The sequence below is a fragment of the Paraburkholderia sp. J7 genome (genome assembly GCF_905220155.1).
Lineage (GTDB): Bacteria > Pseudomonadota > Gammaproteobacteria > Burkholderiales > Burkholderiaceae > Paraburkholderia.
The window spans coordinates 59326-85189 of sequence record NZ_CAJMYZ010000020.1; the positions used below are offsets into that span (position 1 = coordinate 59326).

22 protein-coding genes and 1 pseudogene are annotated in these 25864 nt (G+C 65.5%); 13 read left to right on the forward strand and 10 right to left on the reverse strand.

Going from position 1 to position 25864, the window contains the following annotated elements; all coding sequences use genetic code 11:
- The first annotated feature begins 67 nt into the window (after positions 1-67).
- Together U5A58_RS28635 and U5A58_RS28640 are read left to right on the forward strand one after the other, a co-directional pair.
- Positions 68-529, forward strand: a complete 462-nt coding sequence (locus tag U5A58_RS28635; protein WP_133184185.1) for an Lrp/AsnC family transcriptional regulator — start codon at positions 68-70, stop codon at positions 527-529.
- Between the two features lie 109 nt (positions 530-638).
- Positions 639-833, forward strand: coding sequence for a hypothetical protein (locus tag U5A58_RS28640; RefSeq protein ID WP_321963929.1), 195 nt, complete (start codon positions 639-641; stop codon positions 831-833).
- Between the two features lie 20 nt (positions 834-853).
- Here U5A58_RS28640 and U5A58_RS28645 read toward each other — a convergent pair whose 3' ends face one another.
- Positions 854-3376, reverse strand: coding sequence for an FUSC family protein (locus U5A58_RS28645; protein ID WP_321963930.1), 2523 nt, complete (start codon positions 3374-3376; stop codon positions 854-856).
- 108 nt (positions 3377-3484) lie between these two features.
- Positions 3485-4156 (reverse strand): VC0807 family protein, encoded by a 672-nt coding sequence (locus tag U5A58_RS28650; protein ID WP_321963931.1) that lies wholly within the window; start codon positions 4154-4156, stop codon positions 3485-3487.
- A 224-nt stretch (positions 4157-4380) separates the two neighbouring features.
- Here U5A58_RS28650 and arfB point away from each other — a divergent pair, with 224 nt between their 5' ends.
- Positions 4381-4785 (forward strand): alternative ribosome rescue aminoacyl-tRNA hydrolase ArfB, encoded by a 405-nt coding sequence (gene arfB, locus U5A58_RS28655; RefSeq protein WP_321914320.1) that lies wholly within the window; start codon positions 4381-4383, stop codon positions 4783-4785.
- A gap of 39 nt (positions 4786-4824) precedes the next feature.
- On the opposite strand, the gene U5A58_RS28660 is transcribed toward arfB, so the two are convergent.
- The 4 genes from U5A58_RS28660 to U5A58_RS28675 form a co-directional block, all read right to left on the reverse strand.
- A complete protein-coding gene (locus U5A58_RS28660) occupies positions 4825-6141 on the reverse strand; it encodes an EAL domain-containing protein (RefSeq protein WP_321963932.1) in 1317 nt (438 codons plus the stop codon).
- Positions 6142-6418: 277 nt separating this feature from the next.
- The gene (locus tag U5A58_RS28665) at positions 6419-6679 is read right to left on the reverse strand and encodes a DNA-binding protein (protein WP_133184189.1); all 261 of its coding nucleotides are present in this window, start codon (positions 6677-6679) and stop codon (positions 6419-6421) included.
- Positions 6680-6924: 245 nt separating this feature from the next.
- Positions 6925-7152 (reverse strand): hypothetical protein, encoded by a 228-nt coding sequence (locus U5A58_RS28670; protein ID WP_321914217.1) that lies wholly within the window; start codon positions 7150-7152, stop codon positions 6925-6927.
- Positions 7153-7311: 159 nt separating this feature from the next.
- A complete protein-coding gene (locus U5A58_RS28675) occupies positions 7312-8049 on the reverse strand; it encodes a YdcF family protein (protein ID WP_415774307.1) in 738 nt (245 codons plus the stop codon).
- A 270-nt stretch (positions 8050-8319) separates the two neighbouring features.
- On the opposite strand from U5A58_RS28675, the gene U5A58_RS28680 reads away from it, so the two are divergent.
- A complete protein-coding gene (locus tag U5A58_RS28680) occupies positions 8320-8634 on the forward strand; it encodes a hypothetical protein (RefSeq protein ID WP_321963934.1) in 315 nt (104 codons plus the stop codon).
- A 256-nt stretch (positions 8635-8890) separates the two neighbouring features.
- On the opposite strand, the gene U5A58_RS28685 is transcribed toward U5A58_RS28680, so the two are convergent.
- A complete protein-coding gene (locus U5A58_RS28685) occupies positions 8891-9196 on the reverse strand; it encodes a hypothetical protein (protein ID WP_321963935.1) in 306 nt (101 codons plus the stop codon).
- A 290-nt stretch (positions 9197-9486) separates the two neighbouring features.
- A pseudogene (locus tag U5A58_RS28690) lies at positions 9487-9882 on the reverse strand (transposase); the annotation flags it as partial.
- 425 nt (positions 9883-10307) lie between these two features.
- Here U5A58_RS28690 and U5A58_RS28695 point away from each other — a divergent pair.
- The 9 genes from U5A58_RS28695 (at position 10308) to truB (ending at position 22756) form a co-directional block, all read left to right on the forward strand.
- The gene (locus tag U5A58_RS28695; protein WP_321914221.1) at positions 10308-11210 is read left to right on the forward strand and encodes a LysR family transcriptional regulator; all 903 of its coding nucleotides are present in this window, start codon (positions 10308-10310) and stop codon (positions 11208-11210) included.
- A 95-nt stretch (positions 11211-11305) separates the two neighbouring features.
- A complete protein-coding gene (locus U5A58_RS28700) occupies positions 11306-12505 on the forward strand; it encodes a pyridoxal phosphate-dependent aminotransferase (RefSeq protein ID WP_321963936.1) in 1200 nt (399 codons plus the stop codon).
- Between the two features lie 338 nt (positions 12506-12843).
- Positions 12844-13776 carry an SMC-Scp complex subunit ScpB gene (gene scpB / locus U5A58_RS28705; protein WP_321963937.1) on the forward strand — a complete coding sequence of 311 codons (933 nt, stop codon included), beginning with the start codon at positions 12844-12846 and terminating at the stop codon, positions 13774-13776.
- A 62-nt stretch (positions 13777-13838) separates the two neighbouring features.
- Positions 13839-15626 carry a 23S rRNA pseudouridine(2605) synthase RluB gene (rluB, locus tag U5A58_RS28710; RefSeq protein ID WP_321963938.1) on the forward strand — a complete coding sequence of 596 codons (1788 nt, stop codon included), beginning with the start codon at positions 13839-13841 and terminating at the stop codon, positions 15624-15626.
- 540 nt (positions 15627-16166) lie between these two features.
- Positions 16167-16625, forward strand: coding sequence for a ribosome maturation factor RimP (gene rimP / locus U5A58_RS28715; protein WP_028204813.1), 459 nt, complete (start codon positions 16167-16169; stop codon positions 16623-16625).
- A complete protein-coding gene (gene nusA, locus U5A58_RS28720; RefSeq protein WP_069267875.1) occupies positions 16622-18097 on the forward strand; it encodes a transcription termination factor NusA in 1476 nt (491 codons plus the stop codon). Before rimP ends, nusA begins: the two co-directional genes overlap by 4 nt.
- A gap of 155 nt (positions 18098-18252) precedes the next feature.
- Positions 18253-21210 (forward strand): translation initiation factor IF-2, encoded by a 2958-nt coding sequence (gene infB / locus U5A58_RS28725; protein ID WP_321963939.1) that lies wholly within the window; start codon positions 18253-18255, stop codon positions 21208-21210.
- 173 nt (positions 21211-21383) lie between these two features.
- Complete coding sequence (gene rbfA / locus U5A58_RS28730) at positions 21384-21749, forward strand: 30S ribosome-binding factor RbfA (protein WP_158758004.1); 366 nt, start codon at positions 21384-21386, stop codon at positions 21747-21749.
- Between the two features lie 8 nt (positions 21750-21757).
- Positions 21758-22756, forward strand: a complete 999-nt coding sequence (truB, locus tag U5A58_RS28735; RefSeq protein WP_321963940.1) for a tRNA pseudouridine(55) synthase TruB — start codon at positions 21758-21760, stop codon at positions 22754-22756.
- 105 nt (positions 22757-22861) lie between these two features.
- Here truB and U5A58_RS28740 read toward each other — a convergent pair whose 3' ends face one another.
- Entirely contained in the window at positions 22862-24427 is a 1566-nt protein-coding gene (locus U5A58_RS28740) for a DHA2 family efflux MFS transporter permease subunit (protein ID WP_321914227.1), read from the reverse strand.
- Positions 24428-24531: 104 nt separating this feature from the next.
- A complete protein-coding gene (locus tag U5A58_RS28745; protein WP_321963941.1) occupies positions 24532-25815 on the reverse strand; it encodes an EmrA/EmrK family multidrug efflux transporter periplasmic adaptor subunit in 1284 nt (427 codons plus the stop codon).
- Positions 25816-25864: the final 49 nt, after the last annotated feature.

Here is a 25864-nt window from a genome sequence, read left to right on the forward strand (position 1 = left end):
GTTTTCCTATTTTTCCCTCGTTTACCCATCGTGTAGAATAAATTTCTACACTTCGGGGAGTGCGGAAATGGATCTCATCGACAGAAAGCTGGTTGAGCTGCTGCAGCAGGACGCGACCATGCCGGTCGCCGAATTGGCGCAGCGCGTCAATCTTTCGCAAACGCCGTGCTGGAAGCGCGTTCAGCGCCTGAAGGAAACGGGCGTGATCCGCGCGCAGGTCGCCCTGTGCGACCCGCGCAAGCTCGGCGTGGGGACGACGGTGTTCGTCGCCGTGCGCACCAACCAGCACACCGAGGCGTGGGCGCAGACCTTCACGCGCGCCGTGCAGGAGATTCCCGAGATCGTCGAGGCGTATCGCATGAGCGGGGAGACCGACTACCTGCTGCGCATCGTGGTGTCCGATATCGACGATTTCGACCGCGTGTACAAGCAGCTCATTCGCGCCGTGCCGCTATTCGATGTGAGTTCGAGCTTCGCGATGGAGCAGCTCAAGTACTCGACGGCGCTGCCTGTGCGCAGTGGGGCGTAGCGGTTAATCGCGGCGCGCAATGCCTCGTGGCGCAAGCCGACTGCAAGGCATGGCGGCGTAGAATGCCCGTTGCCGTCATCCAATTCCAATTCGAGGCTGGGCACGACCGATGAACGAACCGCGCAAGAAAAACCCCACCTTTGGCGTTGCCGTGTTCATCGTGGCGGTGGTCGTGTTCGTGATCGGCACCGTGCTGTTCAATGCGCTGAAAAGCAAGCGCGAGTACGAAGAGACCATGGGCGCCAGCGCGGCCCATGCTTCCGCCAGCACGGCCGCTTCGCAAGCCAGCGGCTCGACGCAGTGACGCGCCGGGCCGATCGCTTGTTATTCCTCGGGTAGCCGGATAATGCTCGCGTCCCGGCGAATGAGCCAGGACGCCGCGATCATCTGCTTGCATTGATGCGCGAGTAGCTTGAGCTCCTGCGCGAGTTCCGCCGTGGCGCCAAGCGAGCGCTCGGCTTCCACCACCATCGTGTCGAGCTCGCGCGTGAGCTGCTTCGTGATGTCGGTTTGATCGAGGGGCGCGGGCGTGCCCGCCTCGGCGGCGACGAGGTTTTCGCGCACGCATGAAAGCGCGCGCTCGAGCGCATCGAGTTTGACCTCTGGCTGGTCGGGGCGCGCCGTGCTGCGCAGCAGCGGGGCGGTGGCCGTGATCTGCGAGGCGAGCACGTGGCTGCGCACGAGCAGGTCGTTGAGCTCGGGCACGAACTTCTGCGCGGCCTTCGGTTCGAGCATCATGCGCTGGAACGCCTGGCCGAGATTCGCAAACGCCACATGCACGTTCTTGCGCGCGAGCCGGTAGCGGAAGTCGCGTGCGAGCGACGGGGTTGCCGCGGCTGCGCTCGAAGTGGTTTGTGCGGACTGCGCAGTGGCCTTCGCGCCCACGGCCGACACCGGCGAGCCGGCAGCGGCGGTAGGCGAATCGCCGACGGTCGCGGCGGCGAGCGCTTCGTCAACGACACTCGCTGCGTTCGCAGAAGCGCTTGCCATGGCGCTCACGCCGCCCGAGTCCGCTGCAATCGTCATCGCAGGCGTGTCATAGGCCGACTTCTGGGCCGGCTTATGGGCCGACACGCGCGCGCCGGTATCGCTCACCGCGGCCCCCGCGAACGCCGGCTGCGGCGCACTGGTGCGCCCGCTCCACCACCAGCTTGCCTCGAGATAGCTGCGTGTCGCCGCGATCATGTCGTGCACGAGCTTGCCCATCAAGCGGTATTCCCAGTACGGGAACAGATGGCTCGCGGCAATGGCGATCATGCAGCCCACCACCGTGTCGATCGCGCGCTCGCCGATGATGCGCATGCTGCCCGGCGCGAGCAGGTGGAACATCAGCAGCACATAGGCCGACGTGAACACGACGCTCGCCGTGTAGTTGAAGAGCAGGAGGCTGTAGCTCATCACCATCGCCGCGAACATCGAGACGAGCAGCACGAGCGGCTGCTTCACGAGCAGGATCAGCGCAATGCTCGCGATACAGCCGATCAGCGTGCCGACGATACGCTGCGCGTTGCGCTGGCGCGTGAGCGAATAACCCGGCTTCAGAATGATGATGCTCGTCATCACGATCCAGTAGGCGTTGGTGAGCGGCAATAGCCGCCCGAGCCAGAACCCCACCGCCACGGCGATCGTCACGCGCAGCGCGTGGCGAAAGCTCGGCGAGGCCATCGTGAGATTCGAGAAAATCTGCAGCCAGGACACGCGACGGTTCGTGACGAAGCGTGCGAGCGCCTCGTCGACGCGCACCTCGGTCTCGGTCGTCGGCACTTCGCTCGCGAGGCTGCGGCGCATGCGGTCGATCAGGCGTGTGGCGCTCCAGATACGCCGGAACGAAGCCGAAATCGCCGCGTAGGCCTCCGGGTCGGTCGCGGCCAGGTCGCGCTTTTTCAGCAGCTCGAGCTCGTATTCGATGGCGCGCAGCTCGGCCTTCACGTTCACGCTCGCGCGCGGCGCTTCGTTTTGCAGCACCGCGAGGCCGATGTCTTCGAGATCGGCGGCGGCCTTGCGGATCAGGTCGCGGTAGAACACGAGCAGGTCCGAGCCGCCGAAGGTGTTGCGCACGAGCGGGTAGTCGGTGTGCGCGCCCACGAACAGCTCATGCAGATCGACCGTGTTGATGAACAGGTTGAAGTGCATGGCGCGCCGCGCATCGATCTTGCCGGCCCGGAGTTTGGGCAGATTGCGCAGCACGATGTCGCGCGCCGCGTCCTGGCGCTCGACGGCGGCGATCTGCTTCGCGACGAGGTTGCGGTAGCACTCGTCGAGATCGTTGTCGAGGTCGAAGAACTGGGCGCGCGCGAGCAGATAGTCGGCGCAGGCGAACACGCTTTCGGCGAGCGCCTGCTGCTCGATGCGATCGAGCATCAGATGGCTGATCAAGGTCGACCACGCCGTGTACCAGAGGCCGCCTAGCAGGATCCACAGCGCATTGACGAGCGCGAGGTGCGGCGTGAAGTGCTCTTCGAGCGTCATCACCATCATGAAGAGGGTGGCGAAGCTGATCTGCGGCCAGCGGTTGCCGTAGACCACGATCAGCGAAAGCACGAAGGTGAGCGGGACTACCGTGGCCCATAGCGCGATGGGACTGAAGGTGGCGAGGCCGGTCGCGTAAGCGGAGAGAAACCCGATCACGCTGCACGCGAGCATTTCGTTTCGCTTGTACTTCAGCGGCCCCGGCATGTCGACCACGCACGCGCCGAGCGCGCCGGTCGAGATGGTGAAGCCCAGCTCGCTCTTGTGAAAGACGAACAGGCACAGGACGGCCGGAAGCGAGATGCCGATCGCGATGCGCAGGCCGCCGTAAAAGTACTGGCTATAGAGGAATTTCCTGATTTCTACGGAGTAGCGCATCGACTGCCGGGAAGTTCGAGAGCGGACGGTACGCCGCGGACTGTGGCGCTGAGTCTAACGTATTTCGGGCACGATCTGACCGCCGATGCGTGCCCGACCGGGTGTCATTCAGTCCACGCTCAGCGACGTTGCGTTCGTGGTCGCGGCGGCGTCGCCAAGCAGGCCGTGCGTGCCGTGAATGCGCCGCATGCGCGTGCGATACCAGAAGGTCCAGGCCATCAGGCCGCCGAACACGCCATAGCCGATGATCGGCGAGACGACGAGAAAGCGCTCGATTGGCCAGGTGGCGGCCAGATAAGTGCGCAGCGCGGAGTCGAGACACAGCCCGAAGCCCCAGATGAACGTAAGCAGGCGCATGGCAGCGACGAAGCTTGCGTTCTCGTTCCAGAGCTGTTCGAGCCGCGCGACGCCCTCGCGAGTCTCGCGCGCGACCGTCGCTCGCGTGAGATAGAACACGAGCGGGCGCTTCGCCAGTAGCGAGATCAGGAACGCGGCGCCGATTGCGCCTGAGGCGAGGCACTCGCGCATCAACAGAACACGCGGACTGCCGCCGAACGCCACGGCAAGGAGCGAGAGCACGATGCCGAGCAGTATGACGGCCGAGAGCGCATCCACGCGCCGAAAGCGCACGAGTTCGACGATGCTCCAGGCAAGTGGCGGCGCGGCCGAGGCAATGAGGCCGCCGACTTCGCCCCAGTGCGGCTCGGCGAGACGATAGGCGACCCAGGGAAGCAGCAGGTTGACCGCCAGTTCGGCGACGAATGCTGGACGCAGCTTCATGGGTTGCGTGCTCCTGAAGGTTCCGCGGAGGCAATGACGCCAGTATGGTTCATGCGCCGCGCGGCAGCAAACCGGCTGCTCAGGCGCCCGACGGGGTGGTTGCATGTCGCATGCCTGTGGCAGAGGCCTGGCGCTTGCGCTGGGTCCATGGCGCATACGTTGTGCGCTTGTGTCAACCTGGCCGCGCTGTGCGACACTGCCGCGTGTTCTCCTTCTCTCCGCCCATGACCGCACGCGCGCCCATCCCGTTGCAGGAAATCGAACTCGTCGCCGTTCGCGCACAGGGCGCGGGCGGCCAGAACGTGAACAAGGTGTCGAGTGCGATTCATCTGCGTTTCGACATCCGCGCCTCGTCGTTGCCCGAGGTGCTCAAGATGCGTCTGCTTGCGCTCGCCGACCGTCGGATCACGACTGAGGGCGTCGTGGTGATCAAGTCGCAGGAATACCGCACCCAGGAACAGAACCGGGTGGCTGCGCTCGCGCGCCTCGAGGAGCTGGTCGACAGCGTGAGCGTGACGCGCAAAGCACGCGTGGCGACGCGCCCCACGCGCGCCTCGAAGCTGCGCCGCCTCGACAGCAAGGCGCGCACCGGCGAGCTGAAGGCGGGGCGGCGGCGCGTATCCGAATAGCTGCCAGGACCACGCGGTGCTTTGCCGGTTCGCCACACATTAACCCCGCTCGCTCCAAGGCCGCTCGCGCGGCCCATGCTCGGGCGGAAAGTCCGCGCACAACACGTGCGTCGCGCCGCCATAGTCGAGCGCGATGGCGGCTGTGTAGCAGAGTTCACCGTCGTTGAGCGAGTAGTGCGGACCCATCACCGCGACCCGGCCGGGCGCGGCGAGCGCGCGCCGGAAGTACTCGCGGCGCGACCAGTTGCTGTCGGTGTCGGGATAGAAAGGCGCGAGGCGCGCAGGCGGCCCGACGCCGGGCATGGCAATCGAAGGCTCGTGCTGCTCGCCATGTTCGTCTGCGCTGAAGACGCGCTGCGCGTGGCTGCCGCCGTCGCCGAAAATGGCCTCGGCGGCCGCTTCGAGCGTTCCGCCGCCCGTGAGCACGCGCGCGCCGCACAGCATGGTGCGTGAGAGCGCGCCGAAATTGACCTGCTCGATGATCTCTGTGCTGCGCTGGTAGTCGGCGAAACGCCGCCACATCGACTGCGCCAGCGCGGCCGCGGCGGCGCCGGCATCCGGAATCGAAGCTTGCGGCTCGCCGAACCAGAAGCCCTGCACGAGATCGACATCGGCCTGCATCAATACCATGAGCTGCGACTCGGTCTCGACACCTTCTGCAAGCACCATCGTGCCGGCGTGATGAAGAATTGAGACGAGTTCCGAAATGAATGCCACATGACTCTCGCCGCGGGTCGCGCGCGTGACGAGCGAGCGGTCGAGCTTGACGATGTCGGGCCGATAGCGCCAGACGCGATCGAAATTGGAGAAACCCGCGCCGAAGTCGTCGAGCGCGACGAGGAAATCGCGTCGGCCGGCAGGCGGCCGTTCGTCGACGAAGGAGCTGTACTCGTCGCCGCCGCGCTGCTCGAGCACCTCGATCACCACGCGTTCGCGCGGGAAATCGAAGTGCCGGCACAAGCCGTCGATTGCGGCTTGCGCGGGGTCGGCGGCGCGTGCGCTGCGCGGCAGCGTGTTCAGGAAGATCCAGCCGGTCTCCACGCCTTGCGCGACGAAATTCGCGAGGTGCAGGCAGCGGGCGAGTTCGTCGAGCTGCTGCGCTTCGGCGCCTTCCACCGATGCGAACAGATCCGCTGGGGCGACGGGGTGGCTCGATTCGTCGGTCACGCGCAGCAACGCCTCATAGCCGACCACGCGTTGATGCGTGATCGAGAGCACGGGCTGGAAGGCGCTGTCGAGCGCGTAACCATGCTGCTGCGCGTGCCATTGCGCGCCCCAGCCGGCAGCGCGCGGCTGGAGTTGGGCGAGCAGACTGGCGGCGGCAGCCGCCTTTGCGTTCGACGGATCGTTCGGCATGGCTCGGGACGCGCGGCGACGCGCGCGGTTCGTGAGCGTTTGAACCCGCAGGCTCGTGGGTCGCGCGATTGCCGTTTATCGCAGGCGCGCGTCCGACGGTGGTAACCGGCGGGGCCTGTCGTCAAGTGTACGGACTATCGGAAAAAACTGCGCGCACGAGTCGTGCCTGGGATGGCGACGCGATGCGTGCCGATGGAGCGTGGGGAGAGTCGAAAGAGGGCGCCCGCCTCGGGTGCGAGCGCCTTGGGTACCGCCTGCCGGCGGTCCGATTTGCCGCTCAGTGCGCGGTGTCGGGCACGTCGAGAATCAGGATGATGGTCCAGTCCGCGTCGCCTTCGTGATGGTATTGGCGTTCGGCGACGATGAACGGCTGCTGCTTGCCGGCCGGCCCGAGGAACAGCACGTCGCCTTCCATCGGCAGGCATTCGATGGGGGGCAGCGCGAGATACGCGTCCTGGTTGCCGCCGCGCGGCATCAGTTTTTCGATCTTGCGTGAGGCCGCTTCGGTCCATTCGATGTCGAGCTGGATGTTGCTCATTGTGTTTCTCCGCGCGTGGCGCGCACAAAAGGTTGGGTCTACGCCGACCGGGGCGTTTTCGAGGTGCGCGACTTTAGCATACCGCGCCCGCGCGCCGTCGCGGCGGCGATGCGCACGACACCGCAAACGCGGCAGGTGGCGCCGCGAATAAAAAAGCCGATGACGGCAAGACCGGCATCGGCTTCATTCCCGGGAAGGCGCTGCCCGCTTGCGCTGGGCTGCGCGCTGCCTGGCCTTCCCTGTTCTTACTGGGCGGGGGCCTTCTTGTGATGCGGATGCCCCGGCTTGTGGTGCGTCATGGGTGCCGGCGCGGGCGCGGCTTCCTGCTGCTGCTGCAGGGCCTGGGCGCGTTGCAGGACGTCGTCGGCTCTGGCCGGATCGGTGCTCATCGTGATGCCGTTATCCGACTGCGCATGCGCAGCGCCCGCCAGTGCGGAAAGTGAAATCAGGACTGCGAGGGACACTTTTTTCATCTCTACCTCCGAAGGAGCGGTTTATGGACCCAGCCGGTACCTGTCCAAGCAGGATGGACATGCCATTCTAACGATCAAATACTCGCTCCAGATGACATCGCGTAACCCGTTCGCGCGGGAGTTACATCTCGTTACATCTGGCGCCGCGATAAGGTCATACTAGAACCAGCCGATCATCCGATACACATAAAACTGGACAACCCCAATCGATTCGTGGAGCGCCGTTTCGGCGGACCTGAGATTGGCCACGCGCGGAAGCAGTCCGCGCTCGACGCGGCGCACGTTGGATACCGCGGGCAACGGGTTCATGTCGAAACGCTGGAAATCGAGCATCGCGCGGCGCATCTGGTACGACGACGTCACGAGCAGGAGCGTTTCATCGTTGCCGGCACGGACGATGGGCGCGACGTTGCGCGCGTTCTGATACGTCGTGAGGCTCTGGTTTTCGAGCACGAGATCGGTGCTCGGCACGCCGGCGCGCAGCAGATAGGGCGCATAGTTGTCGGCCTCGGCGCTCGCATGGTGCTCCGGGTTGCCGCCACTCACGATCACGCGGCATGTGCCGCCCGCGCGCGCACACAGCGCGTGGAGTTCGGCGGCAAGGGCAATGCGTGCGTACACGTCGCGCGCGGGGACCAGTTGGCCATCGCGGGATTCGGTGCCGCCGCCCAGCATGATGATGGCGGTGCGCGCACCGAAGCGCGCCGGGCCGATTTTCGCCTGATCGTAGGGAGTGCGATATAACGCCGGCTGCGCAACATCGAGCAGCACCCCGGTGAGCCAGCCGGTGGCGAGCAACCAGAAGACCAGCGCCCCGCAGGCTGCGACACGCCAGCGCGCGTTGCGCCACAGCAGGCCGAGCGCAATAAATAGCGCAAACAAAACGATTAGAATCAATTTGGATGAGGTAACGTATTGTTTTCGGGAAAATGCGCGTCCAACCGACCTTTGCGCCGCGAACGTGGTGCGGCGTTGGCCGTGCGGGAAGCGGTGAAGCCGCTTTCACGGGGGCCCGGATAACCTGCAGTCCCTGCCGCTGCTCAGCGCGCGGATGGGCGCGTGGGCCCGCCAGGGCACAGACTGCGCCGTTCTCAGGTCCGCATTGCGCCGCTGCCGGTTCGCGCGAGGCTCAATGATCGCAGGACTGCATTTTAAGAAAGAAGTGAGATGACCACGTATTCCAACGAAGCAGTACTCGAAGCGCTACGGCGGGTGCAGTATCGGCAGGTTCCGTGGGCGCGTCGTCCTGAAGTGTTCCAGTATTTGCGCGATCTCGGCATGATGGACATCGTCCGGCAACGCACGGTTGCGCCGGCGCCGGGCTTCCATGCGCCGGTCGATATCGCGGTGCTCACCGATTGCGGCCGCGCCGAATTCGCCCGGCTCGCACGCGACGAGCGCACGCTACAGTGGAGCGCGCATCGCGTGGCCGACTACGTCGCGCAGCGCGTGCCCCAATCGGGCCTCGAAGCCAGCCAGTAAGCACTCTACCTTCTTCGTCCCGCCAAAAAAAAAGCCCGCATCGAAAGATACGGGCTTACCGGAATTACTGCTGCCACGCTGTGCTTGATGGCATAAGGGTAGACCGCAGGTCAGGCGCGGTGGTTCCCTGGGGCAGGGTATATGCTGAGCCGCGGCGTTCCAGGGCGGTCTTGCCGCCTTCCGTGATCGCCGATGCGCTTTCATCGGTCCCGGCGGTCGTCCCTACGGTTCCCTCGATGGTGTTTCGCCGGCCGGCTCACTGCCGCCGCGTCGGTTCCTGCCTCTGTGGCGCGCTGCGGCGGGCATTGTCCGCAATGTCGCCGCGTAAATCGCCACGCGGCACTGGCGGCTTGCCCGCGTTCGGGCCAGGCGCTGCGGGCGGCTGGGCGTGGGCGCCGGTGCGCGACACCGGCCATGGCGGTGCCGGCGCATGCGGCGGCTGGGCAGCGACGCTGAACGACACGAACGACGCCGTTGGCGCGAACAGGGCAAAGAGGGCGAGGGGGGCGAGCGCGGACAGCGAAACCATGATGCCCCGGATGTGCAGGTTCATGGATTTCATGGTGGTTCCCCGTCAATCCGGTTTCTTGACGTTAATGGACATGGTCCTAAGCTAACGTCGGAAGCGAAAGCACGCTGTAAATATTGGTAAAGAGATGTATCGCGCGGTGCCTATCGCTTTGTTGCGGACGCAGCGATGCTCAACGCAGTCTGGTTGAGCCGTGCAGGCGCGGCGGTTTTGGCCCAGGACCGGAAAACGGTCTGCGGCGGCCACGACGTGCGCCAGGGGTGGGAGAAAAACACGCCGGGTGCATGAGGCACCCGGCGGGAAAGCAAGTGAAGCGTGGCTCAGGCCATCTTGACCGGTGCGCGCCACGATTCCGGGTTGGTCCAGAATGCGCCGCGCAGGCGATCGCGGCTCGGCGGTGCGGGCGGCTTGGTCGCCGTGGCGCCGATACGGCCGCGCAGCGAAATTTCGCGGCCGTTCGTGCTCAGTCGCTTGACGATTTCCGCCAGCGTGCCGTCTGCCTGCCACTCGTCGAAACGGCGGCGGCAAGTCGGCGGCGAGGGGTAGCGGCCCGGCAGCTTGGACCAGCCTTCACCCGTCGAAAGCACCCAGAGCACCGCGTTGACCACAGCACGCGCTTCGACGCGAGGCCGTCCGCGCCGTTCGCTCCGTGCCGGTTCAGCACAGAACAACGCCTCGACCAGCGCCCATTCGTTGTCTCTCAAATCGTCGAACAGCATCATGTTTCACCTCAGCGAAGCTATCTCCGGTGCGCTGCCCCGCGCTGCGCACTCTTCATGTACTCCCGGCCGGATGCCGGAGTACCAGGCGGGCCCGGCTGGATCGTCCCGGACTGCATGCTTCCGGTACATCCATCGAACCTGTGCGTGCCTTAATGCGAAAACCGTGCCAGCACGTACGTTCTCGTCTTGAAGCCGCGTGGCGCCAAGCCCGCGCGGGAGATTGCCAGGGGCGTATAAGACTCGAAAACACTTATCGAAGAAATCGGGAGAATCACCAATCTTGTGCAAGCAGGCCCGTCCACCGTGCGTTTGCGCCGTATTGCTGCACTGCGGCGAATAGTCGGGGGCGTCATGCTGTTACCCGTAACAGTGCGCAGTCGACATAAAATTGCATGAAAACGAACAATTCATGAGGCGAGTGGATGAATGTGACGCTACGGCAGTTGCGGGTGTTCATCGAGGTTGCCCGGCTGCAGAGTTTTAGCCGGGCAGGGGACGAAATCGGGCTCACGCAGTCGGCGGTGAGCCGTTGCGTGCGCGAACTCGAAGCCGAGATTGGCGTGAAGCTCGTCGATCGGACCACGCGCGAGGTGCAGCTCACGGATGTGGGCGCGAACCTGATCGCGAGCATTCCACGGTTGCTCAACGATCTGGACGACGCCTTGCGCGAAATTCGCGAGATTGGCGAGCAGCGGCGCGGCCGCGTCGTCGTGGCGGCGAGCCCGACGGTCGCGTGCCGCTTGATGCCGCAGGTTGTGGCCGCGTGCGGGCGGCAATTTCCTTACATTACGCTTGGATTGCGCGACGACGTGCAGAGCGACGTCGTCCGCAAAATCCGCTCGGGCGAGGTGGACTTCGGCGTCATCATCGGGCCCTTTGTCGCCGAAGATCTGGAAACGGAGTGTCTGACTACGGACTCGTTCTGTGTGGTCGTGCGCGGCGATCACGCGCTCGCGCTGAGCCAGGAAGTCTCGTGGAAGGAACTGGACGGCGAACGCCTCGTGATGCTCGACTACGCCTCGGGCAGCCGCCCGCTGATCGACGCCGTGATGAGCGAGCAGGGCGTGCGCGCCCGGGTGGTGCAGGAGCTGGGCCACCCCGCCACGGTATTCGGCCTCGTCGAGGCGGGCGTGGGCATCAGCGTGCTGCCCTGGCTCGCGTTGCCCGTTCCCGCGGGCGCGCCCTTGCTCGCACGCCCGCTCGTGCCGCGCGCGGAGCGCACCGTCGAGCTGGTACGGCGGCGCGACCGCTCGCTTTCGCCGGCCGCCGAGGCGGTCTGGACGCTGATCCGTCAACTGGCCGGACAGCCCGAAGCGCAGCACTGAAACCGCCGCGCCATTGCTTGCGGGCGCGGACCTCATAGCGCCCGGCCGCGCGCTACACTTCACGTTTTCCCACATTCTGTAAGCCCGAACCTCCGATGAGCGATCTCGATCCGTCGTCCTCCGTCTCCTTGCCGCGCGAAGCGGTGCGTGCGTTGCGCTCGTCGCAGATCCGGGAAGTGGCGAACGCCGGGTTCGGCGTTCCCGACGTGCTGCCGTTCTGGTTCGGCGAGTCCGACCGCGTGACGCCGCCGTTCATCCGCGAGGCGGCTGCCGAGGCGCTCGGGCGCGGCGACACGTTTTACACGCACAACCTCGGTATCGCGCCGCTGCGCGAATCGCTCGCGCGCTACGTGAGCGAACTGCACGGCGCGACGCCGGTGGATAACCTCGCGGTGACGAGCGCTGGCGTCAATGCGCTGATGCTGGCGGCGCAACTCGTCGTGGGCGCGGGCGATCGGGTGGTGGCGGTGACCCCGCTGTGGCCGAACCTCGTCGAAATTCCGAAGATTCTTGGCGCCACGGTCGAGACGGTCTCGCTCAGCTACGGCGAGCACGGCTGGACGCTCGATCTCGACCGGCTGCTGGCGGCGCTCACGCCCGACACGCGCATGCTCATGATCAACTCGCCGAACAACCCGACGGGCTGGGTGATGACGCTCGAACAGCAGCGCGCGGTGCTCGAGCATTGCCGGCGCCTTGGCATCTGGATCGTCGCCGACGAGGTCTACGAGCGCCTTTACTACGGTGACGCGAATGAGCGCACCGCGCCCTCGTTCCTCGACATCGCGTCGCGCGAAGAGCGGCTGATCTGCGTGAATTCGTTCTCGAAGGCCTGGCTCATGACCGGCTGGCGGCTTGGCTGGATGGTCGTGCCGCGCACCTTGACTGACGATCTGGGCAAGCTGGTCGAGTACAACACCTCGTGCGCACCTTCGTTCGTGCAGCAGGCGGGCATTGCCGCGGTCGAGCACGGCGAGCCATTCACGCGCGCGCTGGTGGCCGACCTGCGCGCTTCGCGCGACCACCTCGCCGCGGCGCTTGCCAAGCTGCCCGGCGTCGATGTGAAAGTGCCGCACGGCGCGATGTACCTGTTTTTCCGGCTGGCTGGCGCGCGCAACAGCCTCGAGCTGTGCAAGGCGCTGGTGCGCGACGCGGGCCTCGGGCTCGCGCCGGGCAGCGCGTTCGGCCCGCAAGGCGAAGGCTTCGTGCGCTGGTGCTACGCGTGCGATCCGGCGCGGCTCGACGCGGGCGTCGAGCGCCTCGCGCGTTACCTGGAGGCGGTGGGCGCGCATTGAGCGGCAGCCGGGAGCGCGCCGGACCGGTGTCGCGCGAGGGAGCGCAAGGCGGCGGTCCGGCCCGGGTTAAAATGAGGCCGCTCATGCGGAATGGCGTCTTTACGCACCCAGCGTTTTTGCGTAATATGGCGCTCAGTCAAGCGATTCCCTGCGGGAAATTCGCGGCTCCCTCCGGCTGGGTCTGGCTCTTTGCCTGAATTTCGGCCCCCCGGTGCGTGCTCCCATCAATATGACCGATCAGAATCGGGCGAGCGCGTCTCCAGTTCCATATCGTCTTTCGTCTGTCTGATCCGGTTCCTTGAACCTGATTTACCTTACTTAGGGTCTGACCTGGCTGCATGAATACCCAAGAGGCGAAAATCGTCCTCGAGACTGCATTGATCTGCACGCAGGAGCCGTTGAAGATCGGCGAACTGCGCAAACTGTTTGCCGACGACATTTCGGCCGACACGGTCCGCAACCTGCTCGAAGACCTGCGGCATGAATGGTCCGGGCGCGGCGTCGAGCTGGTGGGGCTCGCGTCGGGCTGGCGCTTTCAGAGCAAGCCGGCCATGCGGACGTACCTTGACCGGTTGCACCCCGAAAAGCCGCCGCGCTATTCGCGCGCGGTCCTCGAAACGCTCGCGATCATCGCGTACCGGCAGCCGGTCACGCGCGGCGACATCGAGGAAATTCGTGGCGTCACGGTCAATACGCAGGTCGTCAAACAGCTCGAGGACCGTAACTGGATCGAAGTGATCGGTCATCGTGACGTGCCGGGACGCCCGGCGCTCTATGCAACGACGCGGGAGTTTCTCGACGATCTCGGACTGAAGTCGCTCGACGAGCTGCCGCCGCTCGACGATCCGTCGAGCCAGTTCGGCGAGCAACTGCTTGCCCAGCATGCGATCGAGTTTCCCGAGAGCGCCGCGGCGCAGTTCGTCGCGGAAGGTCAACCCGAGGCTGCCGACACTGACGCCGCAGGCGCGGAAGATGCGGGTGCGACGACGGTAGCCGGGGGCGAAACGCACGAAACGCAAGCAGCCCACGAAACGGAAGCTGCGTACGAGGTGGAAGGCGCAAACGTTGCGGACGCAGCCGACGCCTCGGGCGACGCGGGACATGACGAAACGAGCCTCGCGCAGCACGGGTCAATCCCGGATGCTCACGCGCAGGATGCCGCGCACGCAGCAGATGCGGCGGGCGAAGAAGAATACGAAGACCGCCGCGACGCGGCGCAGGACGACCCCGTCTCGACGACGGACGACGAAGCCGCACGACGCGGCATCTGAAGCAACAAGCATTTTTGACGCGCCCCGCAAGCGGGCGCGCAACCTGACATTTTGAGGTTGTTTTGACTGATATCCACGACACCGATTCGACCGACGCGTCCGAATCCGCTCGCCGCGCGTCCTCCGCGCGCGACGACGACACGCGCGCTTCGCAGGTCGAAGGCGAAGCACAGGGCGGCGAGGGCGAAGATCGTCCGCGCCGTGGTCTGCGCCGCGGGCCGCGCAGCCTGATCGCGCGCCGCCGCGCGGGCGCGAAGGCGAAGGCCGCTGAAGGCGCGGAGGGCGCCGACGTGTCCGCAGCGCCTGACGCCGAGCCGCAAGCGACGCCTGAGCGCGCTCCCGCCGGGCGCGCGCCGCGCAAGGAAGGCGGCGCGAAGAAGGCGGGCCGCGGCCAGAACGCCGGTGGCACCGGCCGGGGTGAGCGTCAAGGCGAGCGCCAGGCTGAGCGTCAACAAGGCGCGGGCAAGCGCCAGAAGGGCCAGGGCCGCACCGAAGGCCAGCCGGCTGCCGCCACGGGCGAGTCCACACCGGACGATCTGTTCCTCTATGTGACTTCGCCGGCGTTCGACGCCGACAACGGCGCCGGTTCGGGCGTGCACGCGCCGATGCTGCGCCGCGGCCGCGCCCAGCAGCCCAAGCGCGTGCTGAGCCCCGACGACGACGCGCCGAAGCTGCACAAGGTGCTGGCGGACGCGGGCATGGGCTCGCGCCGCGACATGGAAGAGCTGATCATTGCCGGGCGCGTCTCGGTGAACGGCGAGCCTGCGCACATCGGTCAGCGCATCCTGCCGACCGACCAGGTCCGCATCAACGGCAAGCCCATCAAGCGCAAGCTGCAGAACAAGCCACCGCGCGTGCTGATCTATCACAAGCCGACAGGCGAAATCGTGAGCCACGCCGATCCGGAAGGCCGCCCGTCGGTGTTCGACCGCCTGCCGCCGATGAAGACGGCGAAATGGCTTGCTGTCGGCCGTCTGGACTTCAACACCGAAGGTCTGCTGATGCTGACGACCTCGGGCGATCTGGCGAACCGCTTCATGCACCCGCGCTACAGCGTGGAGCGCGAGTACGCGGTACGTGTGGTCGGCGAACTGAGCGAGGGGATGCGCCAGAAACTGCTCAAGGGCGTCGAACTCGAGGACGGCCCGGCAAGCTTCCTGCGCATTCGCGATGGCGGCGGCGAAGGCACGAATCACTGGTACCACGTTGCGCTGGCCGAAGGCCGTAACCGCGAAGTGCGGCGTATGTTCGAGGCGGCCGGCCTGATGGTGAGCCGCCTGATCCGCACGCGTCACGGCCCGATCGCGCTGCCCAAGGGCCTCAAGCGCGGTCGCTGGGAAGAGCTCGAAGACAACCAGGTGCGTGCGCTGATGGCGGCGGTCGGCCTGAAGGCGCCGAGCGAAGAGAAGGGCGGTCGCGGCGGCAAGGAGCAGGAACGTCGCCAGCCCGATCCGATGCAGACGTCCATGGGTTTCATCAACCGCGAACCGGTGCTGAGCTCGCATGGTGCAATGGGGCAGCCGCGCCAGGGCCAGGGACGGCGCGGTGCGGCGGGCGGCTTCGGCGGCGGCGCAGGTGCCGGTCACGGCAACTTCGGCGCGGGCTCCGGTTTTGGCGGCCGTGGCGGCAACCGAGCGGGCGGCCGCGATGTCGACGGCAACCGTGCTCCGGGCGCGGCGGGCAAGCGTGCGGGCGGCAACGCCAACGCCAACGCCAACGCCAACGCCAACGGCAATCGCCGCAGCGGCCCGGGTAACGGCGGCAATGCCAATCCCAACGGCAACCGCACGGGCGGCAACAACCGTGGCGGCCAGCGCGGCACGCCGCGCAACCGCACGCGCGGCCATTGATCCGCGAGGCATGCGACGCCCGGCCGCGCCAGGCGGTGGGCGTCGCGGCCATGCAACGGCCGCGATGCGTGCGGTATGTGCAGTCGCTGCCGTTTCAGTTGTGCGCGGTTAATGCGTAAAACGCCGGCAAATCCCCCTTGCGAGCCCGTAAATAACGGCAAAAGGCGCCTCTGGCTTGACCGTGGGTTTGCGTTAATGTGCAAAAAAGGCTAGAATCACAAAGTCGCTGGGCGTGCGGCTCTTTTACGTGCTGTAATTCGCGCCCCAGGTGCGACCACCTGGCTAAGTGAGAAGATGGGCGTTTCGCCCATTTTTTTTTGGTTCGCCCCAATTGGTTACCAACAGATGCCGACGTTTCACGTTCGGCATTGTCAATTTGGGGGTTATCCGAACCATGCACCGGGTCGTTCGTCATCGTGGGGCAAGTAGGTGAGAAGCGCGCGCGCTCACCTGGCGCGCGGCCCGCGAATCCCTAGCGAAGCAAGAATTAGAGCGAAGGAAGTTGCTGGCCCGCTGCGCAGAACATCTGGAGTGGGCATTGTGCAACTGACGGAACTGATTGAAACCACGGTCACCGGGCTCGGTTACGAGCTGGTCGACCTCGAGCGCACCGGGCGCGGCATGCTGACTATCTTCATCGATCAGCCCGCGGGGATCGCGATCGAGGACTGCGAGAAGGTCACGCGTCAGCTGCAGCACGTTCTGACGGTCGAGAACATCGACTACGAGCGGCTCGAGGTTTCGTCGCCCGGTCTCGACCGTCCGCTGAAAAAACTGGCGGACTTCGAACGCTTCGCAGGCTGCGAAGCGGTAATCACGTTGAAAAAGCCATTGGACGGACGGAAATCGTACCGGGGCATCGTGCATGCTCCCGAAGGCGAATCCATCGGTCTGGAATTCGAAGGGAAGGCGGGTCCTGCGATGCTTGATTTCACGCTCGCAGATATCGACAAAGCACGCCTTGTCCCCAAAGTTGACTTTAGGAGCCGCAAACAATGAGTCGCGAAGTGTTGATGCTGGTGGATGCGCTGGCACGCGAGAAGAATGTCGACAAGGACGTGGTGTTCGCCGCCCTTGAAGCGGCGCTTGCGTCGGCCTCCAAGAAACTCTTCGACGAGGATGCGGATATCCGCGTGCATATCGATCGCGAAAGCGGCGAACACGAAACCTTCCGTCGCTGGCGCGTCGTGCCGGACGAGGCGGGCCTGCAGGAGCCGGACCAGGAAATCCTGCTGTTCGAAGCGCGCGAACAGGATCCGGAAGCGCAGATCGACGGTTTCGTCGAGCAGCCGGTGCCTTCGGTCGAGTTCGGCCGTATCGGCGCGCAGGCCGCCAAGCAGGTCATCCTGCAGAAGGTGCGCGACGCGGAGCGCGAGCAGATCCTGAACGACTTCCTCGAGCGCGGCGAAAGCATCATGACCGGCACGGTCAAGCGCATGGACAAGGGCAACTTCATCGTCGAATCCGGCCGTGTGGAAGCGCTGCTGCGCCGCGATCAGCTGATTCCGAAGGAAAACCTGCGCGTGGGCGACCGCGTGCGTGCCTGGATTGGCAAGGTCGACCGCACCGCGCGCGGCCCGCAGATCGAACTCTCGCGCACGGCGCCCGAGTTCCTGATGAAACTGTTCGAAATGGAAGTGCCCGAAATCGAACAGGGCCTCCTCGAGATCAAGGCGGCGGCGCGCGATCCGGGCGTGCGCGCCAAGATCGGCGTGGTGGCCTATGACAAGCGCATCGACCCGATCGGCACCTGCGTCGGCATCCGCGGCTCGCGTGTGCAGGCCGTGCGCAACGAGCTCGGTGGCGAAAACGTCGACATCGTGCTATGGTCGGAAGATCCCGCCCAGTTCGTGATCGGCGCGCTCGCGCCGGCTGCCGTGCAGTCGATCGTCGTCGACGAGGAAAAGCACTCGATGGACGTCGTGGTCGACGAGAGCGAACTCGCGGTCGCGATTGGCCGTAGTGGCCAGAACGTGCGTCTCGCCAGCGAGCTGACCGGCTGGCAAATCAATATCATGACGCCGGACGAATCCGCGCAAAAGCAGAATCAGGAGCGCACGGTGCTGCGCGACCTGTTCATGGCGCGTCTCGACGTGGATGAAGAAGTCGCCGACATCCTGATCGACGAAGGCTTCACGAGCCTCGAAGAGATCGCCTACGTGCCGCTCAACGAAATGCTGGAAATCGAGGCGTTCGACGAGGACACCGTGCACGAGCTGCGCAACCGCGCTCGCGACGCCCTGCTCACGCAGGCGATCGCGAACGAGGAGAAGGTGGAAAGCGCCGCGCTGGACCTGAAGAGTCTGGACGGTATCGACCCGGACCTGCTCGCGAAACTGGCGCAGCATGAAGTTCACACCCGCGACGAGCTCGCCGAGCTGGCCGTGGACGAGCTGGTCGAAATGACGGGAATGGAAGAGGACGCCGCCAAGGCGTTGATCATGAAGGCACGCGAGCACTGGTTCCAGTGACCCGGTAACGGGAAACGACCCCAGGGCGCGACGAGCAGGAAGCGACCATGACCCACTGATCTGATCGCGGCGGAGCCTTGCAGGAAGCAAGGCACCCAAGGCCGCATGACCCGATGTCAACCGCAAGGAATCGGTCCTTGCATTAAGAGGAATGAATGGCGAGTAACAACGTAGCCCAATTTGCCGCGGAACTGAAGATGCCTGCCGGCGTGCTGCTGGAGCAGCTGCAGGCGGCGGGCGTCACGAAAGCGAGCGAAGCTGACTCCTTGTCCGAAACGGACAAGGCGCGTCTGCTCGACCACTTGCGCAAGTCTCACGGCTCGACTGATGCAGACAAGCGCAAGATTACGCTGACGAAACGGCATACGTCGGAAATCAAGCAGTCCGATTCGACGGGTAAGGCTCGCACCATTCAGGTCGAGGTGCGCAAGAAGCGCACGTTCGTCCGCCGCGACGAGTCCGCCGGTGAGGCGGATGCATCGAATCATGCAGCCGACGCAGCCGCTGCCGCCGAAGAGGCGGAGCTGCAGCGCCGCGAGGAAGAAGCACGCCGCGAGGCAGAACTGCTCGAGCGTCAGGCCCAGGAGCTCAAGGAGCGCCAGGAACTGCTCGCGCGTGAAGAGTCGGAGCGCCGCGCGCGCGAAGAGGCCGCTGAGGCCGAGCGCCGCCGTGCTGAAGAAGAAGCAGCAAAGAAGAAGGCAACGGCCGACGCCGCCGCTCGCGAACTGGCCGCTCAGGCCGTGGCCGCGCAGCGTAATGCCGAAGCGGAAGCCAAAGAAGTGAAGCAACAGCAGGACCAGCAGGAAGAACAGCGCGCCGCAGCCGAGCGCGCCGCGCAGCGCGAAGCGGCCCAGAAGGCCGAAGTCGCTGCACGCGAAGCCGCCGAAAAGGCGCAGAAGGAACAGGACGAGATCGCTCGCCGCCGTGCGGCTGCCGAAGCCGAAGCGCGCGCGATCCGCGAAATGATGAACACGCCGCGCAAGGCGCAGGTGAAGGCGCCCGAGCCGCCCAAGCCCGTCGAGCCGCCCAAGCCCGCTGAGGCCAAGGGCACGCTGCACAAGCCGGCGCGTCCGGAAGGTGCGCCGGCGCGTCCGGCCGGCGGTGCAGCCGCCGCGGCGAAGAAGCCGGCCACGACGGCCGCGCCTTCGACGAGCGCGCCGGGTGCAGGCGCGGGCGACCGCAACAAGAAGCCGGGCGCAGGCAAGGGCGGCTGGCAGGACGACGCGGCCAAGCGCCGTGGCATCAAGACGCGCGGCGACTCGTCGGGCGGCGTGGATCGCGGCTGGCGCGGTGGCCCGAAGGGCCGTGGCCGTCACCAGGACGCTTCGACGTTCCAGGCGCCGACCGAGCCGATCGTGCGTGAAGTGCACGTGCCGGAAACCATCACGGTGGCCGACCTCGCGCACAAGATGTCCGTGAAGGCATCGGAAGTCATCAAGGCGATGATGAAGATGGGCCAGATGGTCACCATCAACCAGATGCTCGACCAGGAAACGGCGATGATCATCGTCGAGGAACTCGGCCACCGTGCGGTTGCCGCGAAGCTCGACGATCCGGAAGCGCTGCTGGTCGAAGGCCAGGCCACGGGCACGGATGCCGAGCAACTGCCGCGTCCGCCGGTCGTCACCGTCATGGGTCACGTCGACCACGGCAAGACCTCGCTGCTCGACTACATCCGCCGCGCCAAGGTCGCAGCGGGCGAAGCGGGCGGCATTACGCAGCACATCGGCGCTTATCACGTCGAGACGCCGCGTGGCGTTATCACGTTCCTCGACACGCCGGGTCACGAGGCCTTTACGGCCATGCGTGCTCGCGGTGCGAAGGCAACCGACATCGTCATTCTGGTGGTCGCGGCCGACGACGGCGTGATGCCGCAGACGAAGGAAGCGATCTCGCACGCGAAGGCTGCGGGCGTGCCGCTCGTCGTGGCGATCAACAAGATCGACAAGCCCGATGCGAACCCCGAGCGCGTGAAGCAGGAGCTCGTGGCGGAAGGCGTCGTGCCGGAAGAGTACGGCGGCGACTCGCCGTTCGTGCCGGTGTCGGCGAAGACCGGCGCGGGCATCGACGACCTGCTCGAAAACGTGCTGCTGCAAGCCGAAGTGCTGGAACTGAAGGCACCGGTCGAAGCACCGGCCAAGGGCATCGTCATTGAAGCGAAGCTCGACAAGGGTAAGGGTCCGGTTGCAACGATCCTCGTCCAGTCGGGTACGCTCAATCGCGGCGACGTCGTACTGGCAGGCAGCGCCTACGGCCGCGTGCGCGCCATGCTCGATGAAACGGGCAAGCCCACGAAGGAAGCTGGCCCGTCGATCCCGGTCGAAATCCAGGGTCTCTCGGAAGTGCCGGGCGCGGGCGAAGAAGTCATCGTGCTGCCGGACGATCGCAAGGCGCGTGAAATCGCCATGTTCCGTCAAGGCAAGTTCCGCGACGTCAAGCTCGCGAAACAGCAGGCCGCGAAGCTCGAAAACATGCTCGAGCAGATGGGCGAGGGCGAAGTGCAGAACCTGCCGCTCATCGTCAAGGCGGACGTGCAGGGTTCGCAGGAAGCGCTGGTGCAATCGCTGCTCAAACTGTCGACCAGCGAAGTGCGCGTGCAGATCGTGCACAGCGCGGTCGGTGCGATCAGCGAGTCGGACGTCAACCTGGCAACGGCTTCGAAGGCGGTCATCATCGGCTTCAATACGCGTGCGGATGCGCAGGCGCGTAAGGTGGCCGAGGCGAACGGCATCGACATCCGCTACTACAACATCATCTATGACGCAGTGGATGAGGTGAAGGCGGCGATGTCCGGCATGCTCGCGCCGGAGAAGCGCGAGACGGTGACGGGTATGGCCGAGGTGCGTCAGGTGATCCGCGTGCCGAAGGTCGGCCTGATCGCGGGTTGTATGATCACGGACGGTTTCGTCAAGCGTTCGTCGTCGGTGCGCGTGATTCGCAACAACGTGGTTATCCATACCGGCGAACTCGACTCGCTCAAGCGCTTCAAGGACGACGTCAAGGAAGTCAAGCAAGGCTTCGAGTGCGGTATGTCGATCAAGAACTTCAACGACATCGTCGAAGGCGACCAGTTCGAAGTGTTCGAGATCACCGAAGTCGCGCGTACGCTGTAATACAGCGGCGCCTGCGGGCCGGCCTTCGGGCGGCTCGCTTGCCGCGGGTTTTTGCCGATAACGGGCGGGGCAGGCGCTGGCCAGCCCCGCCCGTTTTGTTTTTGTGCGGCTGTGTGCGCCTCCATGGACGCAACGCCGCCTGAATGCCTCGTAGATCAAGAGGTGGAACCATCATGCCGAAAAAACGTACTTCCCCGAATCGCAATGTGCAGATCGCGGACCAGATCCAGCGCGATCTGTCCGAGCTGATGCGCGAAGTGAAGGACCCGCGAGTCGGGCTCGTGACGATCCAGAGCGTGGAACTCACGCCCGACTATGCGCACGCCAAGGTCTACTTCACGACCCTCACGGGCGACCCGAAGACCACGCAGGAAGCGCTCAACCACGCCGCCGGCCACCTGCACAACCAGCTCTTCAAGCGCCTGCACATTCATACGGTGCCGACGCTGCATTTCCACTATGACCAGTCGGTCGAGAAGGGTGTCGAGATGTCGCGTCTCATCGACGAGGCGAACGCGACGCGCGCGAAGGACGACTGACGCGGGCAATGACTGCATCATCGAAACAGAATCAGGGCGCGCCGCGACCTGACGCGGCCCGACCTAAGGCGGCCCCACCCAAGGTGCCGCGCCGCCTGCTCGACGGCGTGCTGCTGCTCGACAAGCCCGTTGGCCTCTCCAGCAACGACGCGCTGATTCGCGCGAAGCGGCTTTATCGCGTGAAGAAGGCAGGCCACACCGGCACGCTCGATCCGCTCGCGTCGGGCTTGTTGCCACTGTGCTTTGGCGAAGCGACCAAGTTTTCGCAGGATCTGCTCGAAGCCGACAAGACGTATGAAGCGACCATGCGTCTCGGCGTTCGCACGGCAACGGGCGACGCTGAAGGCGAGGCGATCGAAACGCGCGAGGTCACCTGCGACGAAGCCGCAGTGCGTGAAGCGATGGCGCGCTTTGTCGGCGACATCGTGCAGGTGCCGCCGATGTATTCAGCGCTCAAGCGCGACGGCAAGCCGCTCTACGAATACGCGCGTGCGGGCCAGACGGTCGAGCGCGAAGGGCGCGAGGTGAAGATCCTTGCGCTCGAGATGATCGCGTGCGCGCTTCCCGAGACGCCTGAGGTCACGTTTCGCGTGACTTGCAGCAAGGGCACGTACGTCCGCACGCTGGCCGAGGATATCGGCGAGGCGCTGGGCTGCGGTGCGCATCTCGTGATGCTGCGGCGTACGGGTGTGGGCGCGCTCACGCTCGAGCATGCGGTGACGCTCGACGCGCTCACCGCCGCTGACGAGCCCGAGCGCGACACCTGGCTGCAACCTGTCGACGCGCTGCTTTCCACGTTTCCCGCCTTGACGCTCAATGAAGAGGCGGCGCGCCGCTTCATGCACGGCCAGCGCCTGCCGCTCAACGAGCTGGTGCTCGATCGCGCGGCTTGCGAAGCGGCCGAACGCGTGCGTGTGTATGCGGAAGATGGGCGCTTGCTCGGCGTGGCGAAGGCCGCGAACGGCGTGCTTGCGCCGGAGCGGCTGGTCGTGAGCGGCGCGGCCTGAGCGAACTCGAATCGCGCCTCGGGCGCACCAACAAAAACGGCACGTCGGTGAACAACCGGACGTGCCGTTTTGCTATGGGCAGCAGCAAGCGCTAACGCATGAGCCTCAATGCGCCGCCGAAGCCGCCGCACCCGCGTCCGCACCGCCTGAACGTTCGGGCCGCGTGATCCAGATGAGCGCGATCAGCACGATGAAGATCACAGAGGAAATCCAGAACAGGTCGTTCACACCGAGTTGCGCGGCCTGCTGTGAGAGCATCCGGTCGAAGAGCCCGTGCGCCTGGGAAGGATCGAGACCCGCGCCCTGGAACTGCTGCATCGACTGGTTGAAGACCGGGTTGGTCGGCGTCGCCACTTCGGTCAGGCGTGCATGGTGAAACGTCGTTCGGTGATCCCACGCCGTTTCGAAGATCGAGGTGCCGATACCGCCGCACATGATCCGCACGAAGTTCGACAAGCCCGAGGCCGCCGGAATGCGATGGCCCGGCAGACCCGAAAGCGTGATCGACACGAGCGGAATGAAGAGGCCCGCCATGCCAATGCCCTGGATCAGTGTAGGCAGCGTGAGCGCCCAGGTGTCCACGCCCGTGGTGTAGCGCGAACGCATCCAGAAGCACAGCGCGAACACGATAAACGCCGTGGTCGCGATATAGCGCGGGTCGGTGCGCGGCAGGATCTTGCCCGTGATCGGCGAAAGCAGGATCGCGAAGAAGCCCACAGGCGCCATCACGAGACCCGCGTCGGTAGCGGTGTAGCCGATGTCCGTCTGCAGCCACAGCGGCAGCAGCACGAGGTTGCCGAAATACAGGCCGTAGCCCACCGAAAGCGCGATCGTGCCGCCCGTAAAATTGCGCCGCGCGAACAGCGACAGGTCGACCACGGGGTGATCGGCGGTCAGCTCCCATACCACGAAGAAAGCGAATGCGATGATCGCGGTGAGCGCGAGCACGACGACCGTGGTCGACGAGAACCAGTCGAGGTCCTTGCCCTTGTCGAGCATCACCTGCAGCGAACCCACCCAGATGATCAGCAGCGCGAGACCCACGCCGTCGATCGGCGCCTTCTTCACGACCGAATCGCGGTTGCGGAAGATCGCCCACGTCGCGAACGCGGCCACGATACCGACCGGGATGTTCACGTAGAAGATCCAGGGCCACGAGATGTTGTCGGAGATCCAGCCGCCCAGAATCGGACCGGCCACCGGCGCGATCAGTGTGGTCATCGACCACATCGAGAGTGCCATGGGCGCCTTCGCGCGCGGATAGCTCGCGAGCAGCAGCGTTTGCGAAAGCGGGATCATCGGGCCGGCCACGGCGCCTTGCAGTACGCGCGAGGCGAGCAGGAAGGGCAGCGTGGGCGCGAGGCCGCACAACCACGACGAGATCACGAACAGGATGATCGACGCCATGAAGAGGCGTACCTGGCCGACACGGTCGGTGAGCCAGCCCGTGAGCGGCACCGAGATCGCGTTGGCCACCGCGAACGAGGTGATGACCCACGTGCCCTGGTCCGACGACACGCCGAGGTCGCCCGAGATCGACGGGATCGACACGTTCGCGATCGAGGTGTCGAGCACGTTCATGAACACCGCGAGCGACACCGCGATCGTGCCGATCACGAGTTGCGCGCCCTGCAGCGGGGGATGCGCGACGGGTTGTTGTGGTGCTGCCATTGCGTCCTTTCCTGTTGACCTGTTGGAGGGCACGCGAAACAAAGCGGCGCGGGCTGAGGATCAGCCCGCGCCGGTGTTTGCGAGTGCTTTTAGCAGGGCTTCAATCAGCCTTTCGCGCCGGCTTTCGCCGCGTGAGCGGACGACACCTGCGCCTTGGCGGCTGCGTTGCCGCTCGCGCTGTTGCCCGCGTTGCTGGCACCGCTGCTGGCTGCCTTGTGCGCATTCGGGCCGGCGTTTTCGGCGATGATGCGCGCGATCTCCGCATCGGCTTCTGCGCCGTACTTGGCGAACACATCGGTCTCGTACACGGTGTTCTGCGCGTTGCCGAGCTGCGTGCCCGAATCGTTGCGGATGTTCACGTCCACCTGCATCGAGAGACCGATACGCAGCGGATGCTTCTGGAGGTCTTCCGGATCGAGCGAGATACGCACCGGCAGACGCTGCACCACCTTGATCCAGTTACCCGTGGCGTTCTGCGCGGGCAGCAGCGAGAACGCCGAACCCGTGCCCGCCGAGAAGCCCACCACCTTGCCGTGATAGACCACCGACGAGCCATACACGTCGGCCGTCATTTCGACCGCCTGGCCGATGCGCATGTGCTTGAGCTGCACTTCCTTGAAGTTGGCGTCGACCCACAGCGAATTCAGCGGCACCACCGACATGAGCGGATTGCCCGGCGAGACGCGCTGGCCCACCTGCACCGTGCGCTTGGCCACGTAGCCGGTGACCGGCGCGGGCAGCGTGTTGCGTGCGTTCGCCAGATAGGCGTCGCGCACCTTGGCGGCGGCAGCCTCTACGTTCGGGTGATTGGCGATGGTCGTGTTGGCGGTCAGCGCGCGGTTCGCGGCGAGCTGTTGCTGCGCGGCTTCGAGCGCGGCTTCGGCGCTGCGCACGGCGTCGCGGGCGTGCGAGATTTCTTCCTGCGAGACGGCGCCCGTCTGCGCGACCTGCATGCGGCGGCGCAGGTCGTCCTGCGCGCGCGAGAGGTCGGCCTGGCGAACCGCGACTTGCGCTTCGTACTGGCTGTCGTCGGCGAAGAGGCCGCGCACCTGGCGTACTGTTTGCGCGAGTTGCGCTTCAGTCTGCTCGAGCGTGACGCGCGCGTCGGCCGGGTCGAGCAGCACGAGCGGGTCGCCGACGTTCACGGTTTGCGTGTCGTCCGCTTTCAGTGCGATCACCGTGCCGGTGACCTGCGGCGTGATCTGCACGACGTTGCCGTTCACATAGGCGTCGTCCGTGCTTTCGGTAAAGCGCGCGACGAGGAAGTAGTAGAGGCCGTAGGCAACGGCTGCAATCACGATCACGAGGACAAGCAGCGTCATCATGCGCTTGCGCTTGCCGCTGTTCGCGTTCGGCTGCGGGGCCGCCGGCTGCTGGGGGGTGCTCATGGAAGGATCTCCGGATGCTTGCGTGCTGTTCGTTCAGTTTTTGATGTTC